Raw genomic sequence first — 25,583 nt, 5'->3', positions numbered from 1 at the left:
CTAATTTTATCTTTTTTTGATGGTAATAATTACAGTTTTAGAGGTAGGCGTATTGCTAATATCTGCTTTACTTTTTAAAGGCACTAAAACATTTGCTTCTGGAAAATAAGTAGCTGTACATTGTTTGGGAATCTCATAAGGAACTACTAAAAAACCTTTGGCTTCTCTTTCTTCATTATTAAAATGACTTGTTAAATCTACCAAATCTAACTTTTTTAAATGTAATGAATTCATATCTTCTGTATTCATAAAGATAATTCTTCTTTCATTTAAAACGCCTCTATACCTGTCATCTAAACCATAAATAGTGGTGTTGTATTGATCATGAGTTCTAATCGTCATCATCATAAATTGGTTGTTTTTTAACTCAATTTCAGAAGGTTTATTAATGCTAAAATTAGCTTTTCCTGTTTTTGTAGGGGTAAAGTCATTTTCTCTTGCATTGTTTGGCAAGTAAAAACCACCTTTAATTCTTACACGTTGATTAAAATCATTAAAACCAGGAATGGTCACTTCTATTTTATCACGAATAAAATCATAATTAGAAATTAATTCGGTCCAATTGGTTGTTGTGTTCTTAATAGTTGCATTGGCAACACCCGCCACAATAGCAGCTTCACTTAATAAATTTTTAGAACAAGGCTCTAAAGTTCCTTTAGATTGATGTACCACTCCCATAGAATTTTCTACGGATACAAATTGTTCTCCAGTTGCCTGATAATCTTTTTCAGTTCTTCCTAAACAAGGAAGTATAATTGCTTTTTTACCCGTAATTAAATGACTTCTATTTAGTTTGGTAGATACTTGTACTGTTAAATTACAATTTCTTAAAGCATCCGCAGTAAAAGTGGTGTCTGGTGTGGCAGAAATAAAATTACCGCCCATTCCAAAAAATACTTTCGCCTCTTTTTTATGCATGGCCTCAATGGCTTCAACCACATCAAAACCAAATTTTCTTGGTGCTTTAAATTGAAACTCTTTTTCTAAATTGTCTAAAAATGAAGCGGGAGGTCTTTCCCAAATCCCCATTGTTCTGTCTCCTTGTACATTAGAGTGTCCACGAACGGGACAAGTACCTGCACCTTTTTTACCAATGCTTCCTTTTAGTAATAATATGTTTACAATTTCACGGATGTTATCCACTCCGTTTTTATGTTGTGTTAAACCCATTGCCCAACAAATAATAATATTTTTATTGTTGATGATGAGGTCTGTAGTCTCTTTAATTTTATCTAATGTTAAACCTGTTTGTGGTAATAATTCATCTATAGAATAGGTGTCTAAATCTTTTAATAACTCTTTTAAACCGGCTGTTTTTTCTTCAATAAATTGATGATCGAAAACACTATTAGGTTCTGCATCTTCCTTTTCTTTCATCAACTTTAAGATGATTTTTAACAAAGCCACATCACCATTTATTTTTACTGGTAAAAACAAATCTGTTAAATCTTGTCCAGATCCTACCCATTTTAAAGGGTTTTGTGGGTCTTTATAATTCATTAAACCAACCTCTGGTAACGGATTTATTGTAATTATTTTTCCGCCTTGCTTTTTTGTTTCACCTAAAGCACTTAACATTCTTGGGTGATTGGTTCCTGGGTTTTGACCAATAACAATTACTAAATCTGCATGATTAAAATCGTCTAGCGTAACAGATCCTTTTCCGATACCCAAAGTCTGAGAAAGTGCAACACCACTAGATTCATGACACATGTTAGAGCAATCTGGTAGATTATTTGTTCCGAATTGACGTACAAACAACTGATATAAATAAGCTGCTTCATTACTTGTTCTTCCAGAGGTATAAAAAATAGCTTCATCAGGAGAATCTAAAGAGTTTAATTCTTTACCAATTAGATTAAAAGCATGCTCCCAAGAAATTTCTTCGTAATGCGTTGCGCCTTCTGGCAAATACATGGGGTGTGTTATTCGTCCGCTTTTACCAATTTCATAATCAGATAATTCAGAAAGTTCTTGTATAGATTTTGTAGTAAAAAATATTGGAGAAACTTTATTTTTAGTTGCTTCTTCAGCAACTGCTTTTGCCCCGTTTTCGCAATATTCTGCTAAAAAAGCTCTTTTTTCATCAGGGTCTGGCCATGCACAACCTGGGCAATCAAACCCATCTTTTTGATTTAATTTTGATAATAATTGAATCCCTTTAGAAATACCAACTTCATCCTTAATATGAGTTAAAGCAGAAACAATTGCCTTAACACCAACAGCTGTTTTAGGAACTTCTGTTAATTGAATACCCGTTAATTTTTCTGGTGGTTGTTCTTTTATTTTTTTAGACATACGTTGTTTTTCTTTTAATATAAGATGGGTTGGAGTAGATGGTCATTTTTTGTTCTCTAGTAAAACCGATTAAACAGATACCAAATTCTTTAGCAAAATCTACAGCCAATGAAGAGCATGCAGAAACGGCTACAATAATAGGAATTTTTGCAATAAAGGCTTTGGATACAATTTCGTAAGAAACTCGCCCACTAACAATTAGATAATTAGCTTGCTTTAATTCTTGTTTTATTAACAAATCTCCAATTACTTTATCAACAGCGTTGTGTCGACCAATATCTTCTTTAATAGTTAAAAAATCATGATTTTTATTAAAAAGAGCTGCGGCATGACTTCCTCCAGAATCTTTGAAAGTCTGTTGAAAATCATTCATTTTTAAAAACATTTCATGTAAAATATCACTAGAAAAAGAATTTATTTGTGCTAATTTTTCTCCATCAACTTTAATGTCTTTTAATTCTTTTTTACCGCAAATACCGCAAGAAGAAACAGACAATAATGTTCTTTTATTCAAATAACCTTTACCTAACAAATCTTTAGAGATTATAACATTTATAATAGTAGGAATTCCGTTATCTTCTTTATCAATATGAAAAACCAACGTTTTTGTATTCTTATAAATATCTTCAGCAAAAAGTAAACCTCTTATCAATTCCTTATCATTATCCGGAGTTCTCATCACAACGGTATAAGGTTCATCATTAATATTTATCTGTAAGGCAGCCTCAACAACCAAAACATCATCAATAAAATTTTGAGTGTTTTGGGTGATTTTTAATGCTTGATAGGTAAGTGTCTGCATGTATATAAGTTGAGCTTTTACAGCAAATTTAATAAAAATGTAGTCGTTTAGAGTTACTAGTCTCTTATTAACTTACTTTACTTAAACTTGACTTTTAGAACATGAAATACAAATGAGCTTATTTTGTACATCTGTGGTAAAAAATAAATACTTATTTCCACCATCTTTTAAATTGGTTTCCTTTCTTATTTGAGCAACCGTTTTAGGGAAATTTCTTGTGGTAATATTCGCTTTATTATCAGTAATTAACTTTTTAATTTTTTTCTTATCATAATTTAAAATTTGTTCAATTTTAAAAACTCTTCCAGGGAAATCGATGATTTCGTGAGAGGTGTATAAGTGTGAATGTTGATGAAGTTTAAAAAGATTTAATTGCTCTGAAATTTCATGAAAACCACCAGATTTTAAAATCGCCGCATTAGGTTCGTACAAATAGGTAAGTGGTTCTGAGTATACCGATGTTACTTCTTCTTTGTACTTAAAATTAAAAGTTTGAACATCCTTTTTACCAATATTTATGGTTTTAATTTTGATCGGATTTTTAGATCCTTTTTCTAATAAAAATAATAACTCCTTTACTTCATTATTTAAGGCAACAATATGAATTTCTTTTACAAATTTTAACTCATTTATGGTGCTTGTAATATCTAAAATAGGTGAGTTTTTTATTAGAATTTGATTGGTTTTAGAAAATAAAAAATCAATGTTTTCGGGTACGTTTGGCAAACAATCATTTAATAAAAACACTTTCCCTTTTAAATCATTTCTTCTGGATGGGTCGATGTAAATACAATCGAAATTATCTTTCGAGTTTTTTATGAACCCGATTCCATCACCAGAAAAAGTAGTGATATTTTCTTTTTTTAATTGTTGATAATTATGCTTTACAATTGTTGATAACTGATGGTTAATTTCACAATGTATAACCTTTTTAAAATGGTTAGAAAAATAAAAACAATCTACACCAAAACCACCTGTAATATCAATAATAGAAGTCCCTTTTACTAAAGTAGCTTTATAGTTTGCTGTAATTTCAGATGAGGTTTGCTCAATGCTTATTTTCTCTGGATAATAAATGTTTTTGGTATTAAACCAAGAAGAAAGTTTATGTTCTGATTTTTGTTTTGCTACAATTTGATTCGCTAATTCTTGTACCGTAATGTCATCAAAAGGACTTCCTTTTAAAATTAGTTTTGTAATGTCTGATTTTAAATGATTTGTAATAAATTGTTGTACTTCTGGTCTTAAAATGGCTAAATTCAAAAGAAATTATAGGTCTTTAGTTAGTGACTTTACGATTTTGTTTTCGGCTAAAAATTCTTTCAAAATTACTTTTAATGCAGTGTACATTGGTACTGCGGTTATCATACCTATAATTCCAAATAGTAAACCACCAATAATAATGATTAAGAAAATTTCTAAAGGATGCGATTTTGTTGTTTTAGAAAATATAATGGGTTGACTAAAAAAGTTATCTATCAATTGCGCAATTAAATATCCAATCATCACGTAAAGTGACGTTGGTAAAATTTCTGTTTGAAAATCTAATCCAATATTACTTGTCATCGATAAAATAAACATAATAACGGCTGCAATTAATGGACCTATGTATGGTATTAAGTTTAATAGGGCACATAAAAAAGCAATAACGATGGCATTTGAAATTCCGAAAATTAATAAAACAATGGTATAAATAATAAAGAGAATCATAATTTGTAATATCAATCCGATAAAATATCTTGATAACAAATCATTGATGGTTTCTAATGATTTAGAAAACCGTCCTTCATTTCCTTTTGGTATTATAGTTATTACTCCTTTAGCTAATAACTGGTTGTCTTTCATAAAAAAGAAAGAGATAAATAATACAGAGAATAAGCCTACACTTAAGGTTCCTACCGCTCCTAAAATTGCATTTAAAAAATTAGGAATTTCTTTAAAATGAGAAGCAATATCTATACTTTCTAATTCCTTTAAAACATTAATACCTCTAGATGAAAAATAAGTGATTATTTGGTTAAAAATTTCTTGAATATTAGCTTGTAACTTGTCTATATTTAAAAGTGATAAACTTTCTCCTTGTTCTGCAATTAAAGGAATAAACATTCCTATTAACCCCGCTAAAAGCCCTAGCATTAATGACATTGTTGTAATTACTGCAAGTGTATTGGGGAATTTTAATTTTCTTCTTAAAAATTGAATTAGTGGTCTTGCAATTAAAGAGAATACCCCTGCAATAATAATATAAACAATTACAGATTGTATTGCGTATAAGAAGTAGCCCAAAAGTAAAATACCTACCAGAATAGCTACCGCTCTTAAAATTCCGTTTGCAATTGTTTTCGATTTCATTAATTATATCCTTTTACAGTTCCCATACTTAAAATTCGACCATTATCAAAAGTATGATTTGTTGGTAACAAAGTACCACTTTTTGTAGTTATCCAATCTTGCCAAGTAGCAGAAACTCCATCCATTTTCATGCTTGGTACAAACATTTTATAACTTTTAGGTACATAATTAGAGTCTAAAAGCCACAAATAAGAATCACCAGGAGTAGAACCGCCAGTGGTGTATTTTACTAATAACGCATCTTTATCATCTACTTGCTGTATGCTTCTTATAATTCCGTTTTCGAATAATTTATGCGGAGCAACCAACCAAAAAGAATCGTTGTTAAAAATGTTCCAAGCTTTTTTTACAATAGTAGTATCTGTAACTTCTTGTTTTATATTATTGAAATAAACCGTGCTTTTTTGGGTGTTTCTAGTATCTAAATTTACACGAATTGAGTCCCAAGTAACGTCTGCAACATTTCTTTCTTTGTCCCATTTAAAAGATCTTTTTACCAGCAAAACTCCATTCTAAGTATCTAGTCTTTTTATACGATTTATGTTTTATCGCCTTTAAAATTTTATCAGCTAACTCGTCTGCTTTTTCATTATAAGCTTTTACATCCCCCATGTTTATTTCCATTCCAAAAAGTGATAACGTGTGTTTTGTAGGTAATTTAATTCCGGATGCTGTGTTTTTTAAATCAGACCAAGTGGCAGCAACGCCACCAATAGGAATAATGCTTGTCCACATTTTAAAAGAAGTAGGTAAGTAGTTGTCGTCTAAAATCCATAAGTAAGAATCTCCAGGAGTAGAACCGCCAGAAGTGTAGGTAATTAACAATGCATCTTTACCTTCATGTTTTACAATTCGTCTTTCTGTACCAGAGTCAAAAACTTTGTAAGGAGCAATTAGCCAAAAAGAATCGTTATTAAAAAAGTCTTGTGCTTGTTTTACTAATTCTGTATTTTCAGAAAGCTCTCCATCAACATATACTTCAGATTTTTTAGGATCCGTTGTGTGTAGTGTTACTTTATAATTTGCCCAAGAAATATGTACAATATTTTCTTGTTTGTACCATCTATAAGAGTGTTCTCCTCTAAAGTTCCATTTTAAAACTTCTGTGTTTTTATAATCATCTATATTTAATGCATGTAACATTTTAGTAGCCAATGCGTCTGCTTCTTTACCTTGTTTTCCTTTAGGTATAGGTTCATTATTTATAAAATAATAGAGTCCACCAGCAACAATTAAAAGCAATAAGATAATTCCAATAAATTTAAATAGCTTCTTCATTTTTATAAATTAAAAAATCAGAAGCTAAATTAATATTTTTTAAAAGAAGAAACTATTTGTTGGCTTCATAATAATCTATCAATTTGTTTTAAGTTGATAAACCTTGTATAGGAGGTTGTGAATTTGGAAAAATCTTTATAAACTTCTTTGGCAATTCTTTTGTAACCAAAATTTTCTCTTTCGTAAACGGATGTATAAAGTCTAAAGTAGCGGCATGTAAAAACAAGCCTTTTCCGTTTAAAATTTTATTCTCTAAAAAGTATTCTTTGTCACCTAAAATAGGATTTCCAATGGCAAATAAATGTTTTCTTAATTGATGTTTTCTTCCGGTTTTTGGTAAAAGTTTTACCAAGTTTAAAAACTCAAAACGTTCTGAAACAACAGACTCTAAAACTTCAAAATCGGTATGAGATTTTTTTTCATCAACAGGAAAGTTTATACACCCAACAGGATTCATTTTACCTATAGTAACGGCGTAATACGTTTTCTGAATTTCTTTATCTTTAAATAATTTGCCTAATTCTGTAATTGCAGCACTTGTTTTTCCTGCTAATAAAAGTCCACTTGTGGGATAATCTAAACGGTGAATTGGTTGCGGTTTTACAGCATCAGCTAAAGTACTTTTTTTTAGATTCTGAGATAAACCGTTTGCAATGGTTACAAATTTGTTTCCGCTGACTAAAATGCCTGCAGGTTTGTATATTATTGCCAAGTAATCGTCTTCAAATAAAACTTCAATAGCTAGTTTTAATCTTTCAAAAGTAGATGAGTTTTCAGATTCGAAAAGTGTTATTTTTTCATCACCAGAAATATATTTAGAGGTTGTAGCTAGATTATCATCAATAAAAACAAGTCCTTTTTTAATGGCTTTTTTAATACCAGATTTTGTAGGAATTGTTTTAAAAATTCCAACAGCATATTCTTGAAAACGAATTGGTTTTTCTAGCTTTTCAACAATATGAGTTTCTGATAATTGCATTTTTTTATTTTAATTAATTAAAGAGTTTAATTGAATTTCAAAAATAGTGCCTTTTACAAGATCTTCTAACTCATTTATATTTTTTCTTGTTGATTTTAAAATTAGTTTGGTATAACTTGTATTGCAGGTTATTTGTTTGAGTTCATTACAAGCATCACATTTACAATCCATTTTCACCGATTCTATGACTTCCAAAAAAGAAAAAAGCTCATTATTTTCTAATATTAAAGCTATATCACCAATTATTATTTGAATTTTATTCATATTTAGATCGGAGTCTAAGTTATCTTTTAAAAAATATGTAGTACCAATATTGTTATGATAAATGGTTTGCAAATAAAACATTTGATTTTTTGTCAAAAATACACTTATTTTTATTTAGAATAAATAAAAATAAGTGTATTTTTGCATTGTAAATAAATAGATAAAAGTGGGAGAATTAGAAAAAATAGGGTTGTTTTATGGTTCTGATACCGGTGTAACAGATGAAATCACGAAATATTTTGAAGAATATTGGGTAGATGGAAATTTAGAGTTATCTGAAATTGGGGATGTTTCTATTTGTGATTTTAATAAATATAGAACTATCATAATAGGTTTATCAACTTGGTATGATGGAGATTTACAGAGCGATTGGGAAGATTTTTTTGATGATTTTAAAACAATTAATTTTACAGGTAAAACAGTCGCTATTTATGGTTTGGGAGATCAAATTGGTTATGCAGAGTATTTTGTAGATGGTATCGGAATACTTGCTAAAGTAATTATAGAAAATGGAGGTAAAGTAGTTGGTTATTGGCCTACAGAAGGTTATCGTTATACAGAATCTGTTGCCATTATTGAAGACAACGAAGATCTGTTCTATGGTTTAGCATTAGATCATGATAATGAATCTCAATTAACTGATGATCGTTTAAAAACCTGGATAAAACAAATCAAAAATGAATTTAAAGAAGCTTAAAATTAAATGTGTTGTTTTGTTTAAGTAGCTGTATTAATAGAAAAAGTAAGTACTTAAACTTTCATACTATTTTATAGCTACTTTTTTATAAATAAAAATTCCAACTACATATTATTCAAAACGTAGTTGGGATTTTTAATTTTTATGCAATTATGAGTTTCTATTAATTGCTTTATTTAGCAAACAATTGATTTATATCTTGAAAAGCTTTAAACTCTAAAGCATTATTTTCTGGGTCTTTAAAAAACATGGTTGCTTGTTCGCCAACTTTTCCTTTAAAACGAATACAAGGCGCAATCTCAAATTTTGTATTTAAGGTTTTTAATCTATCTGCTAGGGCATGCCAATCTTCCCAAGTTAATACAACTCCAAAATGCGGAACAGGCACATCATGACCATCAACAGGGTTTGTAATTGATTTTGTTGGTTGGTAATTTTCTTTTTTATGAATAACTAATTGATGTCCGAAAAAATTAAAATCTACCCATTGGTCTGTACTTCTACCTTCTTCACAGTTTAAAATTTCTCTATAAAAAGTTCTTAATTTTTCTAAGTTCTGTACGGGAATTGCTAAGTGAAATGGTTGTGCTTTCATTTTTTTAGTAAGTTTTTTGGTTTAAGAATTACAAAGTTACAAAGTATTTGGGTTTCAAGGTTACAAAGTTGAGATTTCTCAATCGTTTAAAAAAAGCTCATTTCGAAAAGATATTCGTTAGATTTTTTTAGCTTTTGCTAACTACTAACTAAAATCCGGCTGCTTTATCATCTCCTCTATAATCTGCACCACCTTCTAATTGTCCGTTTGGTAACACTAAAATACCTTCTACTTTACCAATTACAAGAGCATCTATCTCGTTAATAGTGTAACCTAATTCTTTAAGTTTATCTGTTTTTTCTTTACTAAATTGATGCGGTTCCATCATAATTGCATCAGGTAACCACTGGTGATGAAAACGAGGTTGATTTATTGCTTCTTGCATGCCCATTTTAAACTCATGTACATTTAAAATGGTTTGTAAAACAGAGGTAATAATGGTAGAACCACCAGGAGTGCCAACCACCATCCAAAGGTTGCCATTTTTTTCTACAATTGTTGGTGTCATAGAACTTAACATTCTTTTTTCTGGTGCAATTTCATTTGCTTTAGCACCAATTAATCCAAACATATTTGGCACACCAGGTTTGCTAGAAAAATCGTCCATTTCATTATTTAGAAAGAAACCTAAATCCGAACAATACAATTTAGAACCATAAGCACCATTTAATGTTGTGGTTACAGAAACAGCATTTCCAAATTGATCTACAATAGAATAATGCGTTGTTTCGTCACTTTCTACCATTTCTATAGTTCCGTGTGCAACATCTGCAGATTTTGTTGCTTTATCAAAAGAAAAATCATCCATTCTTCCTTTCGTATAATCTTTAGAAATTAACGTTTCTAACGGAATCTTTACAAAATCAGGATCACCTAAAAAGAAACTTCTATCTGCATACGCACGTCTTTCTGCTTCTGTAATTATTTGAATTGCTTTTACAGAATTATGACCATAAGTATCTATATCATACGGGGCTATTCCGTTCATAATTTGCGCCAAACAAATTCCCCCACTAGAAGGAGGCGACATCGAAATTACTTTTAAATCATCATATTTAAAGGTAATTGGAGTTCTCCATTTTGCTTCGTATTTAGCCAAATCTTCAAGCGTCATAATTCCTCCATTATCTTGCATGAACTTTACCAAACGTTCTGCCGTTTCACCTTTGTAAAACTCATCTCTACCGTTTTTAGAAATTCTTTCTAAGGTTTCTGCTAAAGCAGGATATTTTATAATGTCATTCTCTTTCCAGATACTATCAAAAAGAATTAAAGACTGATTGGCTTTTTTAAATTTAGGTTGGTATTCTTTAATTCTAGCTTCTTGTTTTTTAGTGACAATTACGCCACGTTTTGCCAATTCTATCACTGGTTTTAAAATATCTTGTATTGGTAATGTTCCAAATTTTCGATGTGTTTCAAAAACACCTGCAATAGTTCCTGGAACTCCCACTGCCATAGAGCCTAATGTACTTTTATTAGGAATTACATTTCCATCATCATTTAAATACATGTCTTTAGATGCTGCCAAAGGCGCTTTTTCTCTATAATCTAAAGCACCAATTTCTCCGTTGTTTTTACGATATACCATAAAACCACCGCCACCGAGGTTTCCTGCATAAGGGTAGGCAACTGCTAAAGCTAATTCTGTAGCTGCCATCGCATCAAAAGCATTTCCACCTTTTTCTAATATAAGTAAACCAATCTTAGAAGCTTCTTCTCTGGCAGAAACTACCATTGCTTTATTGGCAATTAAACCGGTAATTTTTTCTTTTTTAGTAACTGTTTTACAGTGAATCAATACTAAAGAAAATGCGAATACTAAAATTACTTTTTTCATATGCTGCTTTTTAGTTCTTTAAATTTCTTATTTGTGTGTGCTATTAAATCTTTAAAAAATAAGGTAAAATCTTCTTGTAGTTCTGTTTCTAGAATTCGTAAATCTTCAATGGCTAAATTCATTTGAGACTTTCCTTTTGTTCTCGCGTTCATTCCGTTTAAAACTTTTTCGATTCCTTCTTTATTTTGATAATTGAATAAGATGTTATATTCAATCATATACTTAATGAAGTTTTGAGACTTTACAGGTAATTGATCAGAGATGCCACTAAACAATTTATTAATAGAATCTGTATAAATAGCTAAAGGAATTTCTGAATAATCTGCCCAATTTTTAGCCAAGAAGTAATCATAAAAAATATCGATAATTACGCCATCATAATGTCTGTATCTTTCGTGTAAACGACGCTTGCTTTTTCTAACAATTTCATGCGCGTCTGTAAACGTATCTATTTCTCTGTGTAAAAAAATACCTTGCTGAATTTCTTTAGAAAAACCTTCGTAATTATTGCCTCTAATATGATCTGCAATAAAATTGCCAATCATAATATTGGTGTCGTTTTGTGATAAATATAAGTGTGCTAGAAAATTCATGAAAGTAAATGTAATATAAAAAAAGATAATTTTGATAACCTCAATTTTTTAAATAAAATACTTACCTTTAATTTAAAATAGCTATTAAAAAAATATTTATAAATGAGAGAAGAAAAAAGACAGTTAGAAGCACTAATTTTTCATATTTCTAAAAGAAAAAAAGAAACACCTAGATTTGACCTAGACTTAGGTAAGCACATATTTAATCATTTCCCCGACTTTTTATATACTCTACCTACTGAAGATGATGGATTGAAGAATAGTATAAAAATAGAAAAGAAAGAAATCAGTAATCAGATAGAAACAACAATTCACTATAATGATAGAATTTTATTAGGTAAAATATCTTCTACAAAGTATGGCTCTATTATTAAGTTAGTAAACGCAAAAAATAAAGAAGATAATAAGCCTTCATATGAGAGTACTATAAATGAAGGTGTAGAAAAGGTCTTTTTCTTTTTCATTTATTTTAATGAAACTAATGATAAAGGAATGATTTTTTTAGAAAGAAATGGTGTTTATGGGATAAACAGTGTTTTTACAGATGTTTTAAAGCTGTATTTTAGAGAGTACTTTCCAAATTATATAATGAAAACATCAAGATATATAGATCAAGATATAAATGCTAAAATTATAAATGATGGTGCAGCAAAATCGATTACTTTAAAAACAAATAAAGTTTCTAAAGATATAACTGATAAATTAAATTTAACAGAAGAAAGTGAAGAATATGTTTATGAGTTAGTTATTAGGAAAAAGAATGGTTTTTTTCCTTCTAATACAAGAGGAGTTATAAAAAAATTATTTGATAAAAAGGATAAGAATTATATAATATCAGAACCTCTAGAATCAATTGGTTTTAATGATAAAAGCGATGTAACTATTGGTTTTTCGTATAATAATAAATCAAAAAATATTAATTTTAATGAGTCAATAGGTGGGGTTAGAAGTGTTTACGATATTTTTGTTAAGGTGGATAAATATGGGGAATCTGATTTAGATTCAATATCGGAATTAGCATATGAAAAATTGCAACAAATTAACCCACTATGAAAATGGATTTTTCATTTATAAATATAAAAGATATTTTTAGAAAACACTTTTTAGTGTTAAAAAAAGGTGGGAAAAGTAATTTTTTTATTTTTATTATAATACCTATTATTATATCTCTAATTTCTTTTCTTGTTAATCGGACAAATGATAATTTAGATGGGATCTTATCTACTTTATTATCTGTGTTTATAGGGTTGTTTATTAATTTATTAGTTTTAATAGTATCAGTTACTCGTGGTTTTTCAAAACATAAAAAACGTTTAAGAGTTGATATAATTGAGGAGATGTTTTACAATATTACTTTTGTTATTACGATATCTCTTTTTGCATTAGTTTTAATTTTGTTAAAAAATATGACTTATTTTCTGAAAATACTTGTTTAACAATTTTTAATAACAATTATAGCTATAATCAAATTATTAAAAATATTTTTTCTTTTATTTTTGTTTTCTTGTTTTCAGAAATAATACTTACTATAGTTCTTATTATTAAAAGAATTTTCAGATTATTTGCTTTTGATATTGAAGAAATACAAAATAATTTAAAGAAAGAGGAAAACTAAGAAAATTAGAACAGATTAGTTAAAATTTTCTTAGTTCTTTTTAAGAATTATCTACAGCCATTTTTTGAGCAAGTAATTTTTTCATTACTATTAACCCAATGGTTGGAATGGATATTAGTATCCGATCCACAACCTGTAGTTCCTCCTTTAGTACCTTTGTGTACTTCATTTGTTGGTGTGTGCTTTACTGCCATAATAATTATTTAAAAGATTAATATTTTTAAAAATAATTATTTAATCTGATATTTTCTTACGGTTTACCATAAATCAAAAAACCACAATTAATTTTTAATCAATTGTGGTTTTAAAAAGTATAGATTCTTGTTAAGACAAGAAAGATAAATTATTTTAATACAAATGTACTCTGCGAGTACTAGTTATTAAGCATTACTGGCATTACCAACATTGTAACTTGTTCACCTTCGTCTGTACCATCAATAGGAGTTAAAATTCCTGCTCTGTTTGGTAAAGACATTTCAATTAAAACTTCGTTAGAACTTAAATTGTTTAACATTTCGCTTAAAAAACGAGAGTTAAAACCAATTTGCATATCGTCTCCTTGGTAATCACAACTTAAACGTTCGTCTGCTTTGTTAGAAAAATCTAAATCTTCAGCAGAAATATTTAATTCAGTTCCCGCCATTTTTAAACGAATCTGATGTGTTGTTTTGCTAGAGAAAATAGAAACACGTCTTACGGAGTTTAAGAATGAAGCTCTATCTACCGTTAATTTATTTGGATTCTCTTTTGGAATTACAGCTTCATAATTAGGATATTTTCCATCAATTAAACGACAAACTAAAACTACGTTGTCAAACGTAAATTTTGCATTTGCGTCATTATATTCAATAGTAACATCTGTTTCAGAACCACCTAAAATCCCTTTTAATAAATTCAAAGGTTTTTTGGGCATAATGAATTCTGCCGTTTGATCTGCAGTAACATCCGTTCTTGTATATTTTACCAATTTATGAGCATCCGTTGCAACAAAAGTTAAACTTTGAGAACTAAATTGAAAAAACACTCCACTCATTACTGGGCGTAAATCGTCGTTTCCGGCAGCAAATATTGTTTTAGAAATTGCTGTTCCTAAAATACTTGCAGGTACTACTGTTTTACTTGGAGAAGGCAAAGAAACCGCTTTCGGAAACTCATCTCCACCAAAATAAGCCATGTCATATTTACCTTGATCAGAACTAATTTCAATGGCATTATCACCTTCCGTTTTAAAGGTTAAAGGTTGGTCTGGAAACGTCTTTAAAGTATCTAGTAATAAACGTGCGGAAACAGCTATAGAACCAGAACTATCACTTTCTACATCTATTACAGAACTCATGGTTGTTTCTAAATCTGATGCAGAAACTTTTAATTGATTTTCAGATAATTCAAATAAGAAGTTATCTAAAATTGGTAGGGTATTGTTGCTATTTATAACGCCGCCTAAAACTTGTAATTGTTTTAATAATTGCGAACTCGATACAATAAATTTCATTGATTTTCTATCTTTATTAGTCTTACAAATATAATCTTATTAACTGATTCTGAAAATTAATTTATTAACAGGTTATGAGCATTTTGTTAATGAACTTTGAAACGTTATAATTATGTTAACAAATTTTAAGAAGCCTCATAAAAAACTACATTTGTTTTATTGACCAATTTATAATTATGAAGAAATTTTTACTTTCTATTGTAGCAGTTTTATTGATTTCAATATCTGTATTCGCTCAAAAACCTCAAAAACTAACCTCAAATCAGATTTACGAGAAAATTCAAAAACTGAATTTTTTAGGCACTGCGCTGTATATTGCTGCACATCCAGATGATGAAAACACAAGATTAATTGCTTATTTAGCAAATAACGTAAAAGCAAGAACAGGCTATTTGTCTTTAACAAGAGGAGATGGAGGCCAGAATTTAATTGGTCCTGAAATTAGAGAATTATTAGGTGTAATTAGAACACAAGAATTATTAGCAGCAAGAAATGTTGATGGTGGAGAACAACTATTTACAAGAGCCAATGATTTTGGGTATTCTAAACATCCAGATGAAACCTTGAAAATTTGGAATAAAGAAGAAGTTTTAAGTGATGTTGTTTGGGCAATTAGAACGTTTAAACCCGATGTTATTATTAACAGATTCGATCATAGAACTCCAGGTACAACTCATGGGCATCACACAAGTTCTGCAATGTTAAGTGTAGCTGCTTTTGATATTGTTGCAGATTCTACAAAGTATCCATCTCAATTAAAATATACAGAAACTTGGTCTCCTAAAAGATTGTTTCAGAATACATCTTCTTGGTTTTATAGAGGAAGAGAAGCTGAGTTTAAAGAGAAAACCAAAAATTTCACAAAGTTAGATGTGGGTGTTTATTATCCTTTAAAAGGAGTTTCTAATAATGAGTTAGCATCTATAGCAAGTAGCCAACATTTATGTCAGGGTTTTGGTAGGTTAACAACTAGAGGGAGCGAAAATGAATATCTAGAGTTTTTAAAAGGAGATGCCTTAAAAGATGAAAATGATATTTTTTCAGGAATAAATACCACTTGGAACCGTCTTGAAAATGGAGGTGAAATTGGTGAGATTTTATATGAGGTAGAAAATAATTTCGATTTTGTTAATCCATCTAAACATTTACCAAAATTGATGAATGCATATACTTTAATTGAAAAGCTAGAAGATACTCATTGGAGAATAATTAAAGAAAAACAAATTAAAGAAATTATTGAGGCTTGTGTAGGCTTATATATAGAGGCTTCTGCAGTAAGTTCTTCTGCAATACCAAATTCTAAAATAGATGTAAATTTTGAATTAGTAAACAGAAGTTCTTTCCCTATGATACTAACTTCAATTACAACTACGCTTGATAAAAAATTAATTTACAAGGGTTTTGATTTAGAGCAAAATAAAAAAATAAATTTTACAGAAAATATTTTAATAAAAACGGATGACTATACAGATCCTTATTGGTTAAAAAAAGAACCATCTTTAGGAATGTATAAGGTAGACAATCAAGAATTGATAGGAAAACCAGAAACACCAAGAGTTGTAAAAATTGATTTTAATTTGGTGATTAGTTATTTACCAATAACAATTACTAAAAATGTTGTTATGAGGTATGCAGAAAGAGATAAAGGAGAAATTTACGAACCCTTTGAGGTGTTACCAAAAGTAACTACCAAATTAAAAAACAAAGTACTTATTTTTTCTGATAGTATTGCTAAACAAGTTAGTGTAGAAGTTAGAGCAGGAGCAGGTTATGTAAATGGAAAAGTGAGCTTAAAAGTTCCTGAAAATTGGAGTGTAACACCTGCCGAAATCTCTTTTGATATTGCTCAGAAAAAAGATAAGCAAACCGTTTCTTTTATGGTTTCGCCACCAAAAGAGCAGTCTGAAGGGAAGTTAGAAGTAGTAGCAACGTTAGAAGGAAAAACGTATACTAAAGAATTGGTAGAAATTAACTACAGTCACATACCTAAACAATCTGTTTTATTAAATTCAGAAGCAAAAGTAGTACGTTTAAATATTAAAAAAGCAGGAAATAAAATTGGCTATATTAAAGGAGCAGGAGATGTGGTTCCAGAAAGTTTACGTCAGATTGGGTATACTGTAGAGGATATCAACCCGTTAGAAATTAATGGTAAAAACTTATTAAAGTACGATGCAATTGTTGTAGGTATTAGAGCTTATAATGTTGTTGATGAATTAAAATTTAAGCAAAAATTCTTGTTAGAATATGTAGAAAAAGGAGGGAACATGATTGTGCAATACAACACAAATAGAGGTGTAGATGTTGCAGCTCCTTTTGCTTTAGAGTTGTCTAGAGATCGTGTTACGGATGAATTTGCTGAGGTTACTGTTTTAGATGCAGAGAATTCACTTTTAAACTTTCCTAATAAAATTACATCCGAAGATTTTAAAGGTTGGGTACAAGAACGTGGTTTGTATTTTCCTAGTTCTTGGGATGCTGCTTATACGCCAGTTTTATCTATGCACGACAAAGGCGAAACCGCTAAAAACGGAAGTTTGTTAATTGCTAAATATGGTAAAGGAAATTATATGTACACTGGTTTAAGTTTCTTTAGAGAGTTACCCGCAGGAGTTTCTGGAGCGTATAAATTATTTGCAAATATGTTGTCTGTAAAGAAAAATGAAACAGTAGAAAAAGAGGCAGCTAAAAAGTAGTTTTTGTTATTTCTGCACAGGCAAGAATCTCTAACAAAGTAAGTTTGGATTGCTTTTTTTATAAGAATGACAAAAGCAATTAAACAAGTTTAGCCCTGATTGAAACGGCATCCTTTTTATGCCTTTTTTAAAATTGTCATTGCGAGGAACGAAGCAATCTGCTAGCTTAAAAGAAATTGCCGCAGTTTACAAAAAAAGTAAACTTGGTAATGAGAAGCATAAAAAGATATAGTGGAAAGCAGGAAATAGCTTCAAAAAAACACAACATGAAAGGACAAAAATACACTTGGAAAAAAGAATATTCAATGGTTTTAATAGCCAATGTAATTTACATTATTACGTTTTATTTTATTTCAAATTATTTTACGGTTTAAGCAATGGAGATAACAAGTAAATTACATTATATAGATTGGATTATTTTGTCTGTTACCTTAATTTTTATTGTGGCATACGGAACCTACGTTACCAGAAAAAATGCCAACGTAACAGATTATATTAAGGGGGGAAGTGACTCGAAATGGTGGACGATTGGTTTGTCTGTAATGGCAACTCAGGCCAGTGCAATTACCTTTTTATCAACTCCAGGACAAGCGTTTCATAGCGGAATGGGTTTTGTGCAATTTTACTTCGGTTTGCCAATTGCAATGATTATTATTTGTGTGGTTTTTATACCGATTTATCACAAGTTAAAAGTCTATACTGCGTATGAATTTTTAGAAGGAAGGTTCGATTTAAAAACAAGAAGTTTAGCGGCAATTTTATTTTTAATTCAACGTGGATTGGCAGCAGGAATTACCATTTTTGCACCTGCAATTATTTTAAGTGCGGTGTTAGATTGGGACTTGTTAACACTAAATATTATCATTGGTTTTTTAGTGATTATTTACACGGTTTCTGGAGGAACAAAAGCCGTAAACGTAACGCAAAAACAACAAATGATTATCATTTTTATAGGAATGCTAATTGCATTTTTTATGATTATGAGTCAACTTCCAGAGAATATTACCTTCACCAACGCATTAGAAATTGCAGGTGCTAGTAATAAGATGGAAGTGTTAGATTTCTCTTTCGATTTAAGTAATAGATATACCGTTTGGACAGGTATTTTAGGAGGAACCTTTTTAATGTTATCGTATTTTGGAACAGACCAAAGTCAGGTGCAACGTTACTTGTCTGGAAAATCGGTTAGAGAAAGTCAGCTAGGTTTAATTTTTAACGGATTGTTAAAAGTGCCAATGCAGTTTTTTATCTTGTTAATTGGGGTAATGGTTTTTGTTTTTTATCAATTTAATGCATCACCATTAAACTTTAATCCTACCGCAAATGAAGCTGTTCAGAATTCTGAATATTTAGCAGAATATCAAGAATTAGAAAAGGAGCACACGATTATAGAGAATGATAAAAGGCTGTTATTTTCTGATGGTTTTCAAGCAGAAGAAAAAGAAAGAATTCAAGAATTAAATACAAGAGACTTAGAGTTAAAAGAATCTGCAAAAACAATTATAAAAAAGGTGGATGAAAAGTCGATTAAAAAGATAGAATCGAATGACAAAGATTATGTGTTTATTCATTTTATTTTAAACAATTTACCAAGAGGATTAATCGGACTTTTATTGGCGGTAATTTTATCTGCAGCAATGTCTTCTACAGCATCAGAATTAAATGCGTTGGCGAGTACAACGGCTATAGATTTATACAAGCGAAATGTAAGGGAAGATAAGAGTGAAGAGCATTATGTAAAAGCGTCTAAATGGTTTACGTTGGCTTGGGGAATCATTGCTATTTCTGTGGCTTGTATTGCCAATTTGTTCGATAATTTAATTCAGCTTGTAAATATTATTGGATCTATTTTCTATGGAAATGTATTAGGAATTTTCTTGTTGGCGTTTTTTGTTAAATTTGTTAGAGGAAATGCTGTTTTTGTAGCAGCATTAATTACACAAGCTTTAATTATTACCGTATTTTTACTTGATTGGTTGCCGTATTTATGGCTAAATTTATTAGGGTGTGCGTTAGTAATGGGAATTGCAATTATTATTCAAACATTTATGCCTTCTAAAGACAATTATACAGATGATTTTAAAACAGTAGAAATTTAATAGATTATGGAAAAGAAAGTAATTAAATGGGGAATTATAGGATTAGGTAATATTGCTCAAAAATTTGCTGCAGATTTAGCAACAGTAGAAAATGCAGAATTAGTTGCTGTAGCATCTAGAAGTCAAGAAAATGCGAATGAATTTGCTAGTACATATAACTCAAAAAAAGCCTATAACTCGTATCTAGATTTAGCAAAAGATGCAGAGGTAGATGCTGTTTATATTGCAACACCACATAGTTTTCATAAAGAACATGCTATACTTTGTTTACAACATAAAAAAGCCGTTTTATGTGAGAAACCTTTTGCAATGAATTTGCAAGAAGTAGAAGAAATGATAGCGGTAGCCAAAGAAAATAATGTGTTATTGATGGAAGCTTTATGGACCTATTTTTTACCACATTATACCTATGTTTTAGAAAGTCTTAAAAATGAAAAATTTGGAAAAATTTTAAAATTAGAAGCAGATTTTGGTTTTTTTAGAGCATTTGATAATGATAGCAGATTGTTTAAAAAAGAAGTGGGTGGCGGTAGCTTGTTAGATATTGGTATTTATCCAATTTTTGCAGCCTTGTCTACTTTAGGTAAGCCAGATATTATAGAAGCAGACGCTACTTTTTTTGATAATGGAGCAGACTCTTCTTGTAACATGACTTTTAATTATACAGGTACCAAAGCAGTTCTAAAAAGCACGTTGGTAGAAGATACAGCCACAGAGGCCGTTTTTACTTGCGAAAGAGGTGTTATAAAAATAAATACCATGTTTCATATGCCTACAACGGTAACTGTTATAGAAAATGGTAAAGAAGAAATTATTGATTTTAATTATAAAACAATTGGTTATAATTTTGAAACAATACATTTTAATAATCTTCTAAAAACAAACAAAAAAGAAAGTGATTTAATGACTTTTGATTTCTCTATAAATTTGATAAAAACTTTAGATAAGGTTAGAGAAATTATAGGTTTAGAATATTAAGGGAGCAAAATTATTTATGCGTTGTTCTGATATAGAAACGGAACCTGCAAGTTTGAAAATGGGACGTAATAGCAAATATTTAATATGTTAAATTGGAAACAAAACTTTCTGAATGAACTTAAAACCAATCCAAAACGGATTTTTCTGATCGACGCTTTCGGAGCTTTACTAACTGCAATTTCATTATTCGGAATTTTAGCGCAATTGGAACAGCATTTCGGAATGCCTAAAAAGACATTATATCTATTATCTGGAATTGCATTTTGCTTGTTTATTTACTCAATGAGCTGTAACATGTTTGTGAGGTCAAATTGGAAACCTTTTTTAAGAATATTAATAATTAGTAATATTATCTATTCGTTAATTTCCATTGGATTGTTAATTAAGTATTCTGAAAAACTGACAGAACTAGGATGGATATATTTTATCCTAGAATTATTGATAATTGGTATAATTGTTATTGTAGAATATAAATCATACTTAAATCAAGTTAGTAAATGAAATGCAAAAATTTGAAAAGAAAATAAAAGCCTTAGGTAACAAAGGGCAACCTTTATTGATGCCTTTTTGCTTACTAGCTAAAGTACTTGCGGACTTTCTTGGTCAGTAATTATTTACTAAATTTATTGCTTAAAACTCATAACAAAGTTTATACAACAATAATAAGTTAAGAAAGTAAATATTTAAGAGCTAGATTGTTGTCGTTTATTTAAACGAGCTATTATTTTTAAAAAGACAATGGTAGTAATTAAAGCATCTCTACTTGCGGTATGTCTATCGCTTTTAGGTACATTTTATTAGACACAAAATCTGTCTAAAGTATAACGCTCTTGTGGTAGTGAGTTTTGGTAAACAGGGTGTTTAGAATTTCTGTATCTAATGTTTTATTTTTAAGACTTGGTACGTGATGTCTTTCTAGTATTTGATTGATTATTGCAATATCAAAACCAATATAAGGCGTCTAATAAATAGTTTTCTTTACTTATTAAAGGTCTTAAACCAAAAACATCTCCATCATCACAGATGTCTATTAAATATTTTTGGTCTCTAGAATTTTTATACAAGCTAATTTCTCCATTTTGTATAATGTAAAATTGCTTGTGTTTTGTGTCGTTTTAATGTAAAATAACGTTACCTTTTTCTAAAAAGATACTTGAGATGCTATTTCAAGTATCTTTTTTGTAGCTAATAAGTTAAAAGTGGGTAGTTTTTTAAAATCGAAAACACGTTCTGCTATTGCGTTTTTCATCCTTTTTTATTTGTTGATAAACTTTACTCCTCACTTTTGCTAACTGGCGTTTTTTCTAAATCGTAAACAGCTGTAGAAATATCTACTTGAAACCAATTTTTAAACATTTTGTAATTACGTCTTTGTGGCCATTCTTTTTTATTGGTGTGCCAACCATCTAGTTCCATCATAAAATATTTATCAAACTTCTTTTTTAAATGCGCTTCAATATCCTCAAAACTACTATTGTTAATGAGATAAATATTAACGTCATTAAAAGTAGCTATATCAATCTTCGAATCGGGATAAATAGTGTTATGCCAATCTACAAAGGGTTGCAGCGGTTTTATAGAAATTGCAGATCTATTAATAAAGTTTTCTTCAAAATCATCAGTTTCTTCATTAGGGAAATCCATTTGTAACATCTCAGAAAGGTAGTCGTCTTCAGATTGTGTTGTTACATTTAATTTTGGGGTTCCATTCTTTTCAAAGAAATAAAAATCGACTATAAATTCTGTAAATTCCTTAAAATGTTTGACTTTGTGGCTTGTCATTTTTTCTATTAATCGATAATCTTCTCCATCTTCTTTTGCTAACTTAATAATGTTTTTAAATTCAGATGTATCTAAAATAGATCGCATATTACCTAAGTTCCAAGTATTTTGGGCAAACTCATAAACGTCTTCGTGGTATTCATAATCTTTAAATTCATCATCAAAGTGATTTACAAATTTTTCTAATAATGTAGAGTAATTTACTTCTGTATTTTGAATATTACTGTTGTCTCCAAATAAATTTACAACTTTATTTTTTTTCATTTTGATGTGAATTTTGAATGTTTTTTAATATTTGATTATAAACCGAACAATAATAGTCATGAAACCTAGAAAGTAAAATATTATCTAGGCTTTCTGTATTTTTTAAAGTTGATAAATTAAATAATTGAATTGCATCAACTTCTTCTTTTTGAATGGTTAATGTTGATATAGATACTTTTAATTCTGCGATAAAAACATGATGATGTTCGTTATCTATAATTCCGTTTGCATGAGTAACCTGATGAATTCTTGTCCCAATTTTTATGAGGTCTTTTTCGGTTAATTGCAAACCTATTTCTTCTAAGACTTCTCTTTTTGCAGCTGTAATAATATGCTCTCCGGCACCAACATGTCCTGCTACAGAAATATCCCACATGCCTGGAAATACTTTTTTAGTCAATGCTCTTTTTTGAAGTACTATTTTTTCATCCGAAGTAAATAACCACACATGAACAGTGGCATGAAACCAACCATTTTTATGTGCTTCAGATTTTAAAGCTGTTTTTCCTGTAGGTTTTCCTTCGGGAGTTAAAATGTCTATGAGTTCATCCATGTTTTTAACCGCAAAGTTCGCAAAGAAACCGCAAAGGTCACAAAGTAGTATTAATTATTCTTTGCGACCTTTGCGAAAACTAGTGCCTTTGCGTTTTATATATTATTCAAAGTAAGAAAAAGTTTCTCCTCCTTTAATGTTTAATAATGTTTCGTAAATCATTTTAATAACGTTTTCTACATCATCTCTATGCACCATTTCTACTGTGGTATGCATATATCTTAGTGGTAAAGAAATTAATGCAGAAGCAACGCCACCATTGCTATACGCAAAAGCATCTGTATCTGTACCGGTTGCTCTAGAAAGTGCAGAACGCTGAAAAGGAATCTTTTTAGCTTCGGCAGTTTCTGTAATTAAATCACGTAATTTTTGTTGTACGGCAGGAGCATAAGCAATAACAGGACCTTTACCCAATTCTAAAAGACCAGCAGATTTTTTCTCGATCATTGGAGTTGTAGTATCATGTGTTACGTCTGTAACAATGGCAACATTTGGTTTTATGGTTTGTGTAATCATTTCTGCACCACGTAAACCAATTTCTTCTTGTACAGAGTTTGTAATGTACAATCCGAAAGGCAATTCTTTTTTGTTCTCTTTTAATAAACGCGCAACTTCGGCAATCATAAAACCACCCATTCTGTTGTCTAAAGCTCTACAAACAAATTTATCTCCGTTTAAGATATGAAATTCATCTGGGTAGGTAATTACACAACCAACATGAACGCCTAAAGCTTCTACTTCTTCTTTAGTAGCGCAACCTGTATCAATAAAAATATTATCTGGTTTAGGTGCTTGTTCATTAGCTTTATCTCTGGTATGAATTGCTGGCCATCCAAAAACACCTTTTACTATTCCGTTTTTAGTATGAATGTTTACAATTTTACTCGGCGCAATTTGATGATCTGATCCACCGTTTCTAATCACGTAAATTAAACCGTTATCAGAAATATAATTTACATACCAAGAAATTTCATCTGCATGCCCTTCAATAACAACTTTGTATTTTGCGTCTGGGTTTATAACTCCAACAGCAGATCCATAAGTGTCTGTAATAAATGTATCTACATAGGGTTTTAGATAGTCCATCCAAATTTTCTGACCTTCCCATTCGTAACCAGTTGGTGCTGCATTATTAAGGTATTTTTCTAAAAATGTAAGTGAATCTTTATTTAATATTGATTTTTTTGCCATTGTATTTTTGTTTAAAATTTTGAAAAGTATTGAAAATTAAAATGTCTGTTTGTAGGTTTTCTTTTGATGGAATTGAAAAAGAAAAAATATCGAGAGCATTTTGTATTTCCAATTGTAAAAATAATACGATTTTTTATGAATTCCATTAAAATAATCACAAAAAAGTGTAACAAAAGTACTTACTTTTACACTAATCAGTTATTCTTGTTTCCGCAAGAAAAACATTTTTAAAAGGAATCTAAAGCAAAAGCTTAGAAGGAGTACTTTTAGATAAAAAAAAATCACTAAAACCAAGAATATGAAGTTAGTAATTGAAAATTTAACTAAGACTTATAAAAACGGAGTAAAAGCTATAGATAATTTAAGTATCGAAATTGGTACAGGAATGTTTGGCTTATTAGGTCCAAATGGCGCAGGGAAATCATCATTAATGAGAACCATTGCAACGTTACAAAGTCCAGATTCTGGTTCAATTACTTTTGGTGATATTAAGGTTTTAGAAGACAATATGTCTTTGCGTAAAGTATTGGGGTATTTGCCGCAATCTTTTGGCGTATATCCTAAAATGTCTGCGGAAGAATTGTTAGATTATTTTGCAACTTTAAAAGGGATTGCTAATAAAGTAGAAAGACAAGCAATTGTAAAAGAAGTTTTAGAAATTACTAATTTATACGAAGTAAGGCATAAAAACGTTGCTGGTTATTCTGGAGGAATGAAACAACGTTTCGGAATTGCACAATTGCTTTTAAATAACCCCAAATTAATTATTGTTGATGAACCAACTGCAGGTTTAGATCCGGCAGAAAGACATCGTTTTTTAAATGTTTTACGTGAAGTTGGTAGTAATTGTACGGTTATTTTTTCTACACATATTGTAGAAGATGTAAAGGAATTATGTAATGAAATGGCCATTTTAAATGGAGGACGAATTTTAAAGCATTCTACACCACAAAAAGCAACGGAAGAATTAAAAAACACTATTTGGACAAAGATTATAGCTAAAGATGATTTAGAAGAAAACCTGAAACTTTATAATGTATTGTCTAGAAATTTTAATACAGACAATACATTAAACATAAGAGTACATGCTGCAGAAAAACCTTCGGAAGATTTTATTGCTGCAACTCCACAGTTAGACGATGTGTATTTTATCGCTTTAAAACAAGACGAACCGCAGTTGGTTTAAGGTTTTAGGTTTAAAGTTCATAGTTTTTA

The 25,583-nt window shown here is 29.9% G+C and carries 24 protein-coding genes; 7 read left to right on the top strand and 17 right to left on the bottom strand.

Features of this window, described 5'->3' with window-relative positions:
- Positions 1–6 precede the first annotated feature (6 nt).
- The 8 genes from GQR92_RS05875 to GQR92_RS05845 form a co-directional block, all read right to left on the bottom strand.
- A complete protein-coding gene (locus GQR92_RS05875; RefSeq protein ID WP_158838244.1) occupies positions 7–2,298 on the bottom strand; it encodes an FdhF/YdeP family oxidoreductase in 2,292 nt (763 codons plus the stop codon).
- Positions 2,291–3,100 carry a formate dehydrogenase accessory sulfurtransferase FdhD gene (gene fdhD / locus GQR92_RS05870; RefSeq protein WP_158838243.1) on the bottom strand — a complete coding sequence of 270 codons (810 nt, stop codon included), beginning with the start codon at positions 3,098–3,100 and terminating at the stop codon, positions 2,291–2,293. The genes GQR92_RS05875 and fdhD overlap by 8 nt, the downstream gene beginning before the upstream one ends.
- An 81-nt stretch (positions 3,101–3,181) precedes the next feature.
- On the bottom strand, positions 3,182–4,363 hold the full coding sequence (locus GQR92_RS05865; RefSeq protein ID WP_158838242.1) for a THUMP-like domain-containing protein: 1,182 nt from the start codon (positions 4,361–4,363) through the stop codon (positions 3,182–3,184).
- Between the two features lie 6 nt (positions 4,364–4,369).
- The gene (locus GQR92_RS05860) at positions 4,370–5,452 is read right to left on the bottom strand and encodes an AI-2E family transporter (RefSeq protein ID WP_158838241.1); all 1,083 of its coding nucleotides are present in this window, start codon (positions 5,450–5,452) and stop codon (positions 4,370–4,372) included.
- The gene (locus GQR92_RS17935) at positions 5,452–5,955 is read right to left on the bottom strand and encodes a hypothetical protein (RefSeq protein WP_233270025.1); all 504 of its coding nucleotides are present in this window, start codon (positions 5,953–5,955) and stop codon (positions 5,452–5,454) included. Before GQR92_RS17935 ends, GQR92_RS05860 begins: the two co-directional genes overlap by 1 nt.
- Positions 5,933–6,730 (bottom strand): hypothetical protein, encoded by a 798-nt coding sequence (locus GQR92_RS17930; RefSeq protein WP_233270022.1) that lies wholly within the window; start codon positions 6,728–6,730, stop codon positions 5,933–5,935. The genes GQR92_RS17935 and GQR92_RS17930 overlap by 23 nt, the downstream gene beginning before the upstream one ends.
- 88 nt (positions 6,731–6,818) lie before the next feature.
- A complete protein-coding gene (locus GQR92_RS05850) occupies positions 6,819–7,709 on the bottom strand; it encodes an RluA family pseudouridine synthase (protein ID WP_158838240.1) in 891 nt (296 codons plus the stop codon).
- Positions 7,710–7,718: 9 nt separating this feature from the next.
- Positions 7,719–8,069, bottom strand: a complete 351-nt coding sequence (locus GQR92_RS05845) for a hypothetical protein (RefSeq protein WP_158838239.1) — start codon at positions 8,067–8,069, stop codon at positions 7,719–7,721.
- Positions 8,070–8,139: 70 nt separating this feature from the next.
- Between GQR92_RS05845 and GQR92_RS05840 the strand changes: the two genes are divergently transcribed.
- Entirely contained in the window at positions 8,140–8,670 is a 531-nt protein-coding gene (locus GQR92_RS05840; protein ID WP_158838238.1) for a flavodoxin, read from the top strand.
- 172 nt (positions 8,671–8,842) lie between these two features.
- On the opposite strand, the gene GQR92_RS05835 is transcribed toward GQR92_RS05840, so the two are convergent.
- The 3 genes from GQR92_RS05835 to GQR92_RS05825 form a co-directional block, all read right to left on the bottom strand.
- Positions 8,843–9,265 (bottom strand): VOC family protein, encoded by a 423-nt coding sequence (locus GQR92_RS05835; protein WP_105049222.1) that lies wholly within the window; start codon positions 9,263–9,265, stop codon positions 8,843–8,845.
- A 148-nt stretch (positions 9,266–9,413) separates the two neighbouring features.
- Positions 9,414–11,105, bottom strand: a complete 1,692-nt coding sequence (ggt, locus tag GQR92_RS05830) for a gamma-glutamyltransferase (RefSeq protein WP_158838237.1) — start codon at positions 11,103–11,105, stop codon at positions 9,414–9,416.
- Entirely contained in the window at positions 11,102–11,698 is a 597-nt protein-coding gene (locus GQR92_RS05825) for an ACP phosphodiesterase (RefSeq protein WP_441339134.1), read from the bottom strand. Before GQR92_RS05825 ends, ggt begins: the two co-directional genes overlap by 4 nt.
- Positions 11,699–11,800: 102 nt before the next feature.
- Here GQR92_RS05825 and GQR92_RS05820 point away from each other — a divergent pair, with 102 nt between their 5' ends.
- Positions 11,801–12,751 (top strand): hypothetical protein, encoded by a 951-nt coding sequence (locus GQR92_RS05820; RefSeq protein WP_158838236.1) that lies wholly within the window; start codon positions 11,801–11,803, stop codon positions 12,749–12,751.
- Between the two features lie 2 nt (positions 12,752–12,753).
- Positions 12,754–13,134, top strand: coding sequence for a hypothetical protein (locus GQR92_RS05815; protein WP_158838235.1), 381 nt, complete (start codon positions 12,754–12,756; stop codon positions 13,132–13,134).
- Between the two features lie 226 nt (positions 13,135–13,360).
- On the opposite strand, the gene GQR92_RS17790 is transcribed toward GQR92_RS05815, so the two are convergent.
- On the bottom strand, positions 13,361–13,507 hold the full coding sequence (locus tag GQR92_RS17790; RefSeq protein ID WP_199269188.1) for a hypothetical protein: 147 nt from the start codon (positions 13,505–13,507) through the stop codon (positions 13,361–13,363).
- 179 nt (positions 13,508–13,686) lie between these two features.
- Positions 13,687–14,805 (bottom strand): DNA polymerase III subunit beta, encoded by a 1,119-nt coding sequence (gene dnaN / locus GQR92_RS05810; RefSeq protein ID WP_158838234.1) that lies wholly within the window; start codon positions 14,803–14,805, stop codon positions 13,687–13,689.
- Positions 14,806–14,981: 176 nt separating this feature from the next.
- Between dnaN and GQR92_RS05805 the strand changes: the two genes are divergently transcribed.
- From GQR92_RS05805 to GQR92_RS05795, 3 genes are all read left to right on the top strand, one after another.
- The gene (locus GQR92_RS05805; protein ID WP_158838233.1) at positions 14,982–17,501 is read left to right on the top strand and encodes a PIG-L family deacetylase; all 2,520 of its coding nucleotides are present in this window, start codon (positions 14,982–14,984) and stop codon (positions 17,499–17,501) included.
- 377 nt (positions 17,502–17,878) lie between these two features.
- Positions 17,879–19,600, top strand: coding sequence for a sodium:solute symporter family transporter (locus GQR92_RS05800; protein ID WP_158838232.1), 1,722 nt, complete (start codon positions 17,879–17,881; stop codon positions 19,598–19,600).
- A 6-nt stretch (positions 19,601–19,606) separates the two neighbouring features.
- Positions 19,607–20,578 (top strand): Gfo/Idh/MocA family protein, encoded by a 972-nt coding sequence (locus tag GQR92_RS05795; protein ID WP_158838231.1) that lies wholly within the window; start codon positions 19,607–19,609, stop codon positions 20,576–20,578.
- A 941-nt stretch (positions 20,579–21,519) separates the two neighbouring features.
- Here the strand turns inward: GQR92_RS05795 and GQR92_RS18115 are convergent.
- From GQR92_RS18115 to GQR92_RS05780, 4 genes are all read right to left on the bottom strand, one after another.
- On the bottom strand, positions 21,520–21,666 hold the full coding sequence (locus GQR92_RS18115; RefSeq protein ID WP_368074178.1) for a hypothetical protein: 147 nt from the start codon (positions 21,664–21,666) through the stop codon (positions 21,520–21,522).
- 184 nt (positions 21,667–21,850) lie between these two features.
- Positions 21,851–22,624, bottom strand: coding sequence for a hypothetical protein (locus GQR92_RS05790; protein ID WP_158838230.1), 774 nt, complete (start codon positions 22,622–22,624; stop codon positions 21,851–21,853).
- Positions 22,611–23,177, bottom strand: coding sequence for an NUDIX hydrolase (locus GQR92_RS05785; RefSeq protein WP_158838229.1), 567 nt, complete (start codon positions 23,175–23,177; stop codon positions 22,611–22,613). The genes GQR92_RS05790 and GQR92_RS05785 overlap by 14 nt, the downstream gene beginning before the upstream one ends.
- Before the next feature lie 102 nt (positions 23,178–23,279).
- Positions 23,280–24,368 carry a M42 family metallopeptidase gene (locus GQR92_RS05780; protein ID WP_158838228.1) on the bottom strand — a complete coding sequence of 363 codons (1,089 nt, stop codon included), beginning with the start codon at positions 24,366–24,368 and terminating at the stop codon, positions 23,280–23,282.
- A 298-nt stretch (positions 24,369–24,666) separates the two neighbouring features.
- Here GQR92_RS05780 and GQR92_RS05775 point away from each other — a divergent pair, with 298 nt between their 5' ends.
- Positions 24,667–25,554: an ABC transporter ATP-binding protein gene (locus GQR92_RS05775; protein ID WP_158838227.1), complete on the top strand. Its 888-nt coding sequence runs from the start codon at positions 24,667–24,669 to the stop codon at positions 25,552–25,554.
- Positions 25,555–25,583: the final 29 nt, after the last annotated feature.

Source organism: Polaribacter sp. L3A8, from assembly GCF_009796785.1.
GTDB lineage: Bacteria > Bacteroidota > Bacteroidia > Flavobacteriales > Flavobacteriaceae > Polaribacter.
Note: the sequence above shows the minus strand (reverse complement) of the source record. Positions and strands in the feature narration are given on the sequence as shown.

Bases quoted from the DNA above. Each gene is read 5' to 3' on its own strand.
- GQR92_RS05835 (WP_105049222.1), bottom strand. From the start codon at position 9,265: ATGAAAGCACAACCATTTCACTTAGCAATTCCCGTACAGAACTTAGAA.
- GQR92_RS05805 (WP_158838233.1), top strand. From the start codon at position 14,982: ATGAAGAAATTTTTACTTTCTATTGTAGCAGTTTTATTGATTTCAATA.
- dnaN (WP_158838234.1), bottom strand. From the start codon at position 14,805: ATGAAATTTATTGTATCGAGTTCGCAATTATTAAAACAATTACAAGTT.
- GQR92_RS05875 (WP_158838244.1), bottom strand. From the start codon at position 2,298: ATGTCTAAAAAAATAAAAGAACAACCACCAGAAAAATTAACGGGTATT.
- GQR92_RS05800 (WP_158838232.1), top strand. From the start codon at position 17,879: ATGGAGATAACAAGTAAATTACATTATATAGATTGGATTATTTTGTCT.
- GQR92_RS17930 (WP_233270022.1), bottom strand. From the start codon at position 6,730: ATGAAGAAGCTATTTAAATTTATTGGAATTATCTTATTGCTTTTAATT.
- GQR92_RS05780 (WP_158838228.1), bottom strand. From the start codon at position 24,368: ATGGCAAAAAAATCAATATTAAATAAAGATTCACTTACATTTTTAGAA.
- GQR92_RS05775 (WP_158838227.1), top strand. From the start codon at position 24,667: ATGAAGTTAGTAATTGAAAATTTAACTAAGACTTATAAAAACGGAGTA.
- GQR92_RS05850 (WP_158838240.1), bottom strand. From the start codon at position 7,709: ATGCAATTATCAGAAACTCATATTGTTGAAAAGCTAGAAAAACCAATT.
- GQR92_RS05820 (WP_158838236.1), top strand. From the start codon at position 11,801: ATGAGAGAAGAAAAAAGACAGTTAGAAGCACTAATTTTTCATATTTCT.
- GQR92_RS17790 (WP_199269188.1), bottom strand. From the start codon at position 13,507: ATGGCAGTAAAGCACACACCAACAAATGAAGTACACAAAGGTACTAAA.
- GQR92_RS05795 (WP_158838231.1), top strand. From the start codon at position 19,607: ATGGAAAAGAAAGTAATTAAATGGGGAATTATAGGATTAGGTAATATT.
- GQR92_RS05815 (WP_158838235.1), top strand. From the start codon at position 12,754: ATGGATTTTTCATTTATAAATATAAAAGATATTTTTAGAAAACACTTT.
- GQR92_RS05790 (WP_158838230.1), bottom strand. From the start codon at position 22,624: ATGAAAAAAAATAAAGTTGTAAATTTATTTGGAGACAACAGTAATATT.
- GQR92_RS05825 (WP_441339134.1), bottom strand. From the start codon at position 11,698: ATGAATTTTCTAGCACACTTATATTTATCACAAAACGACACCAATATT.
- GQR92_RS05860 (WP_158838241.1), bottom strand. From the start codon at position 5,452: ATGAAATCGAAAACAATTGCAAACGGAATTTTAAGAGCGGTAGCTATT.
- ggt (WP_158838237.1), bottom strand. From the start codon at position 11,105: ATGAAAAAAGTAATTTTAGTATTCGCATTTTCTTTAGTATTGATTCAC.
- GQR92_RS05785 (WP_158838229.1), bottom strand. From the start codon at position 23,177: ATGGATGAACTCATAGACATTTTAACTCCCGAAGGAAAACCTACAGGA.
- fdhD (WP_158838243.1), bottom strand. From the start codon at position 3,100: ATGCAGACACTTACCTATCAAGCATTAAAAATCACCCAAAACACTCAA.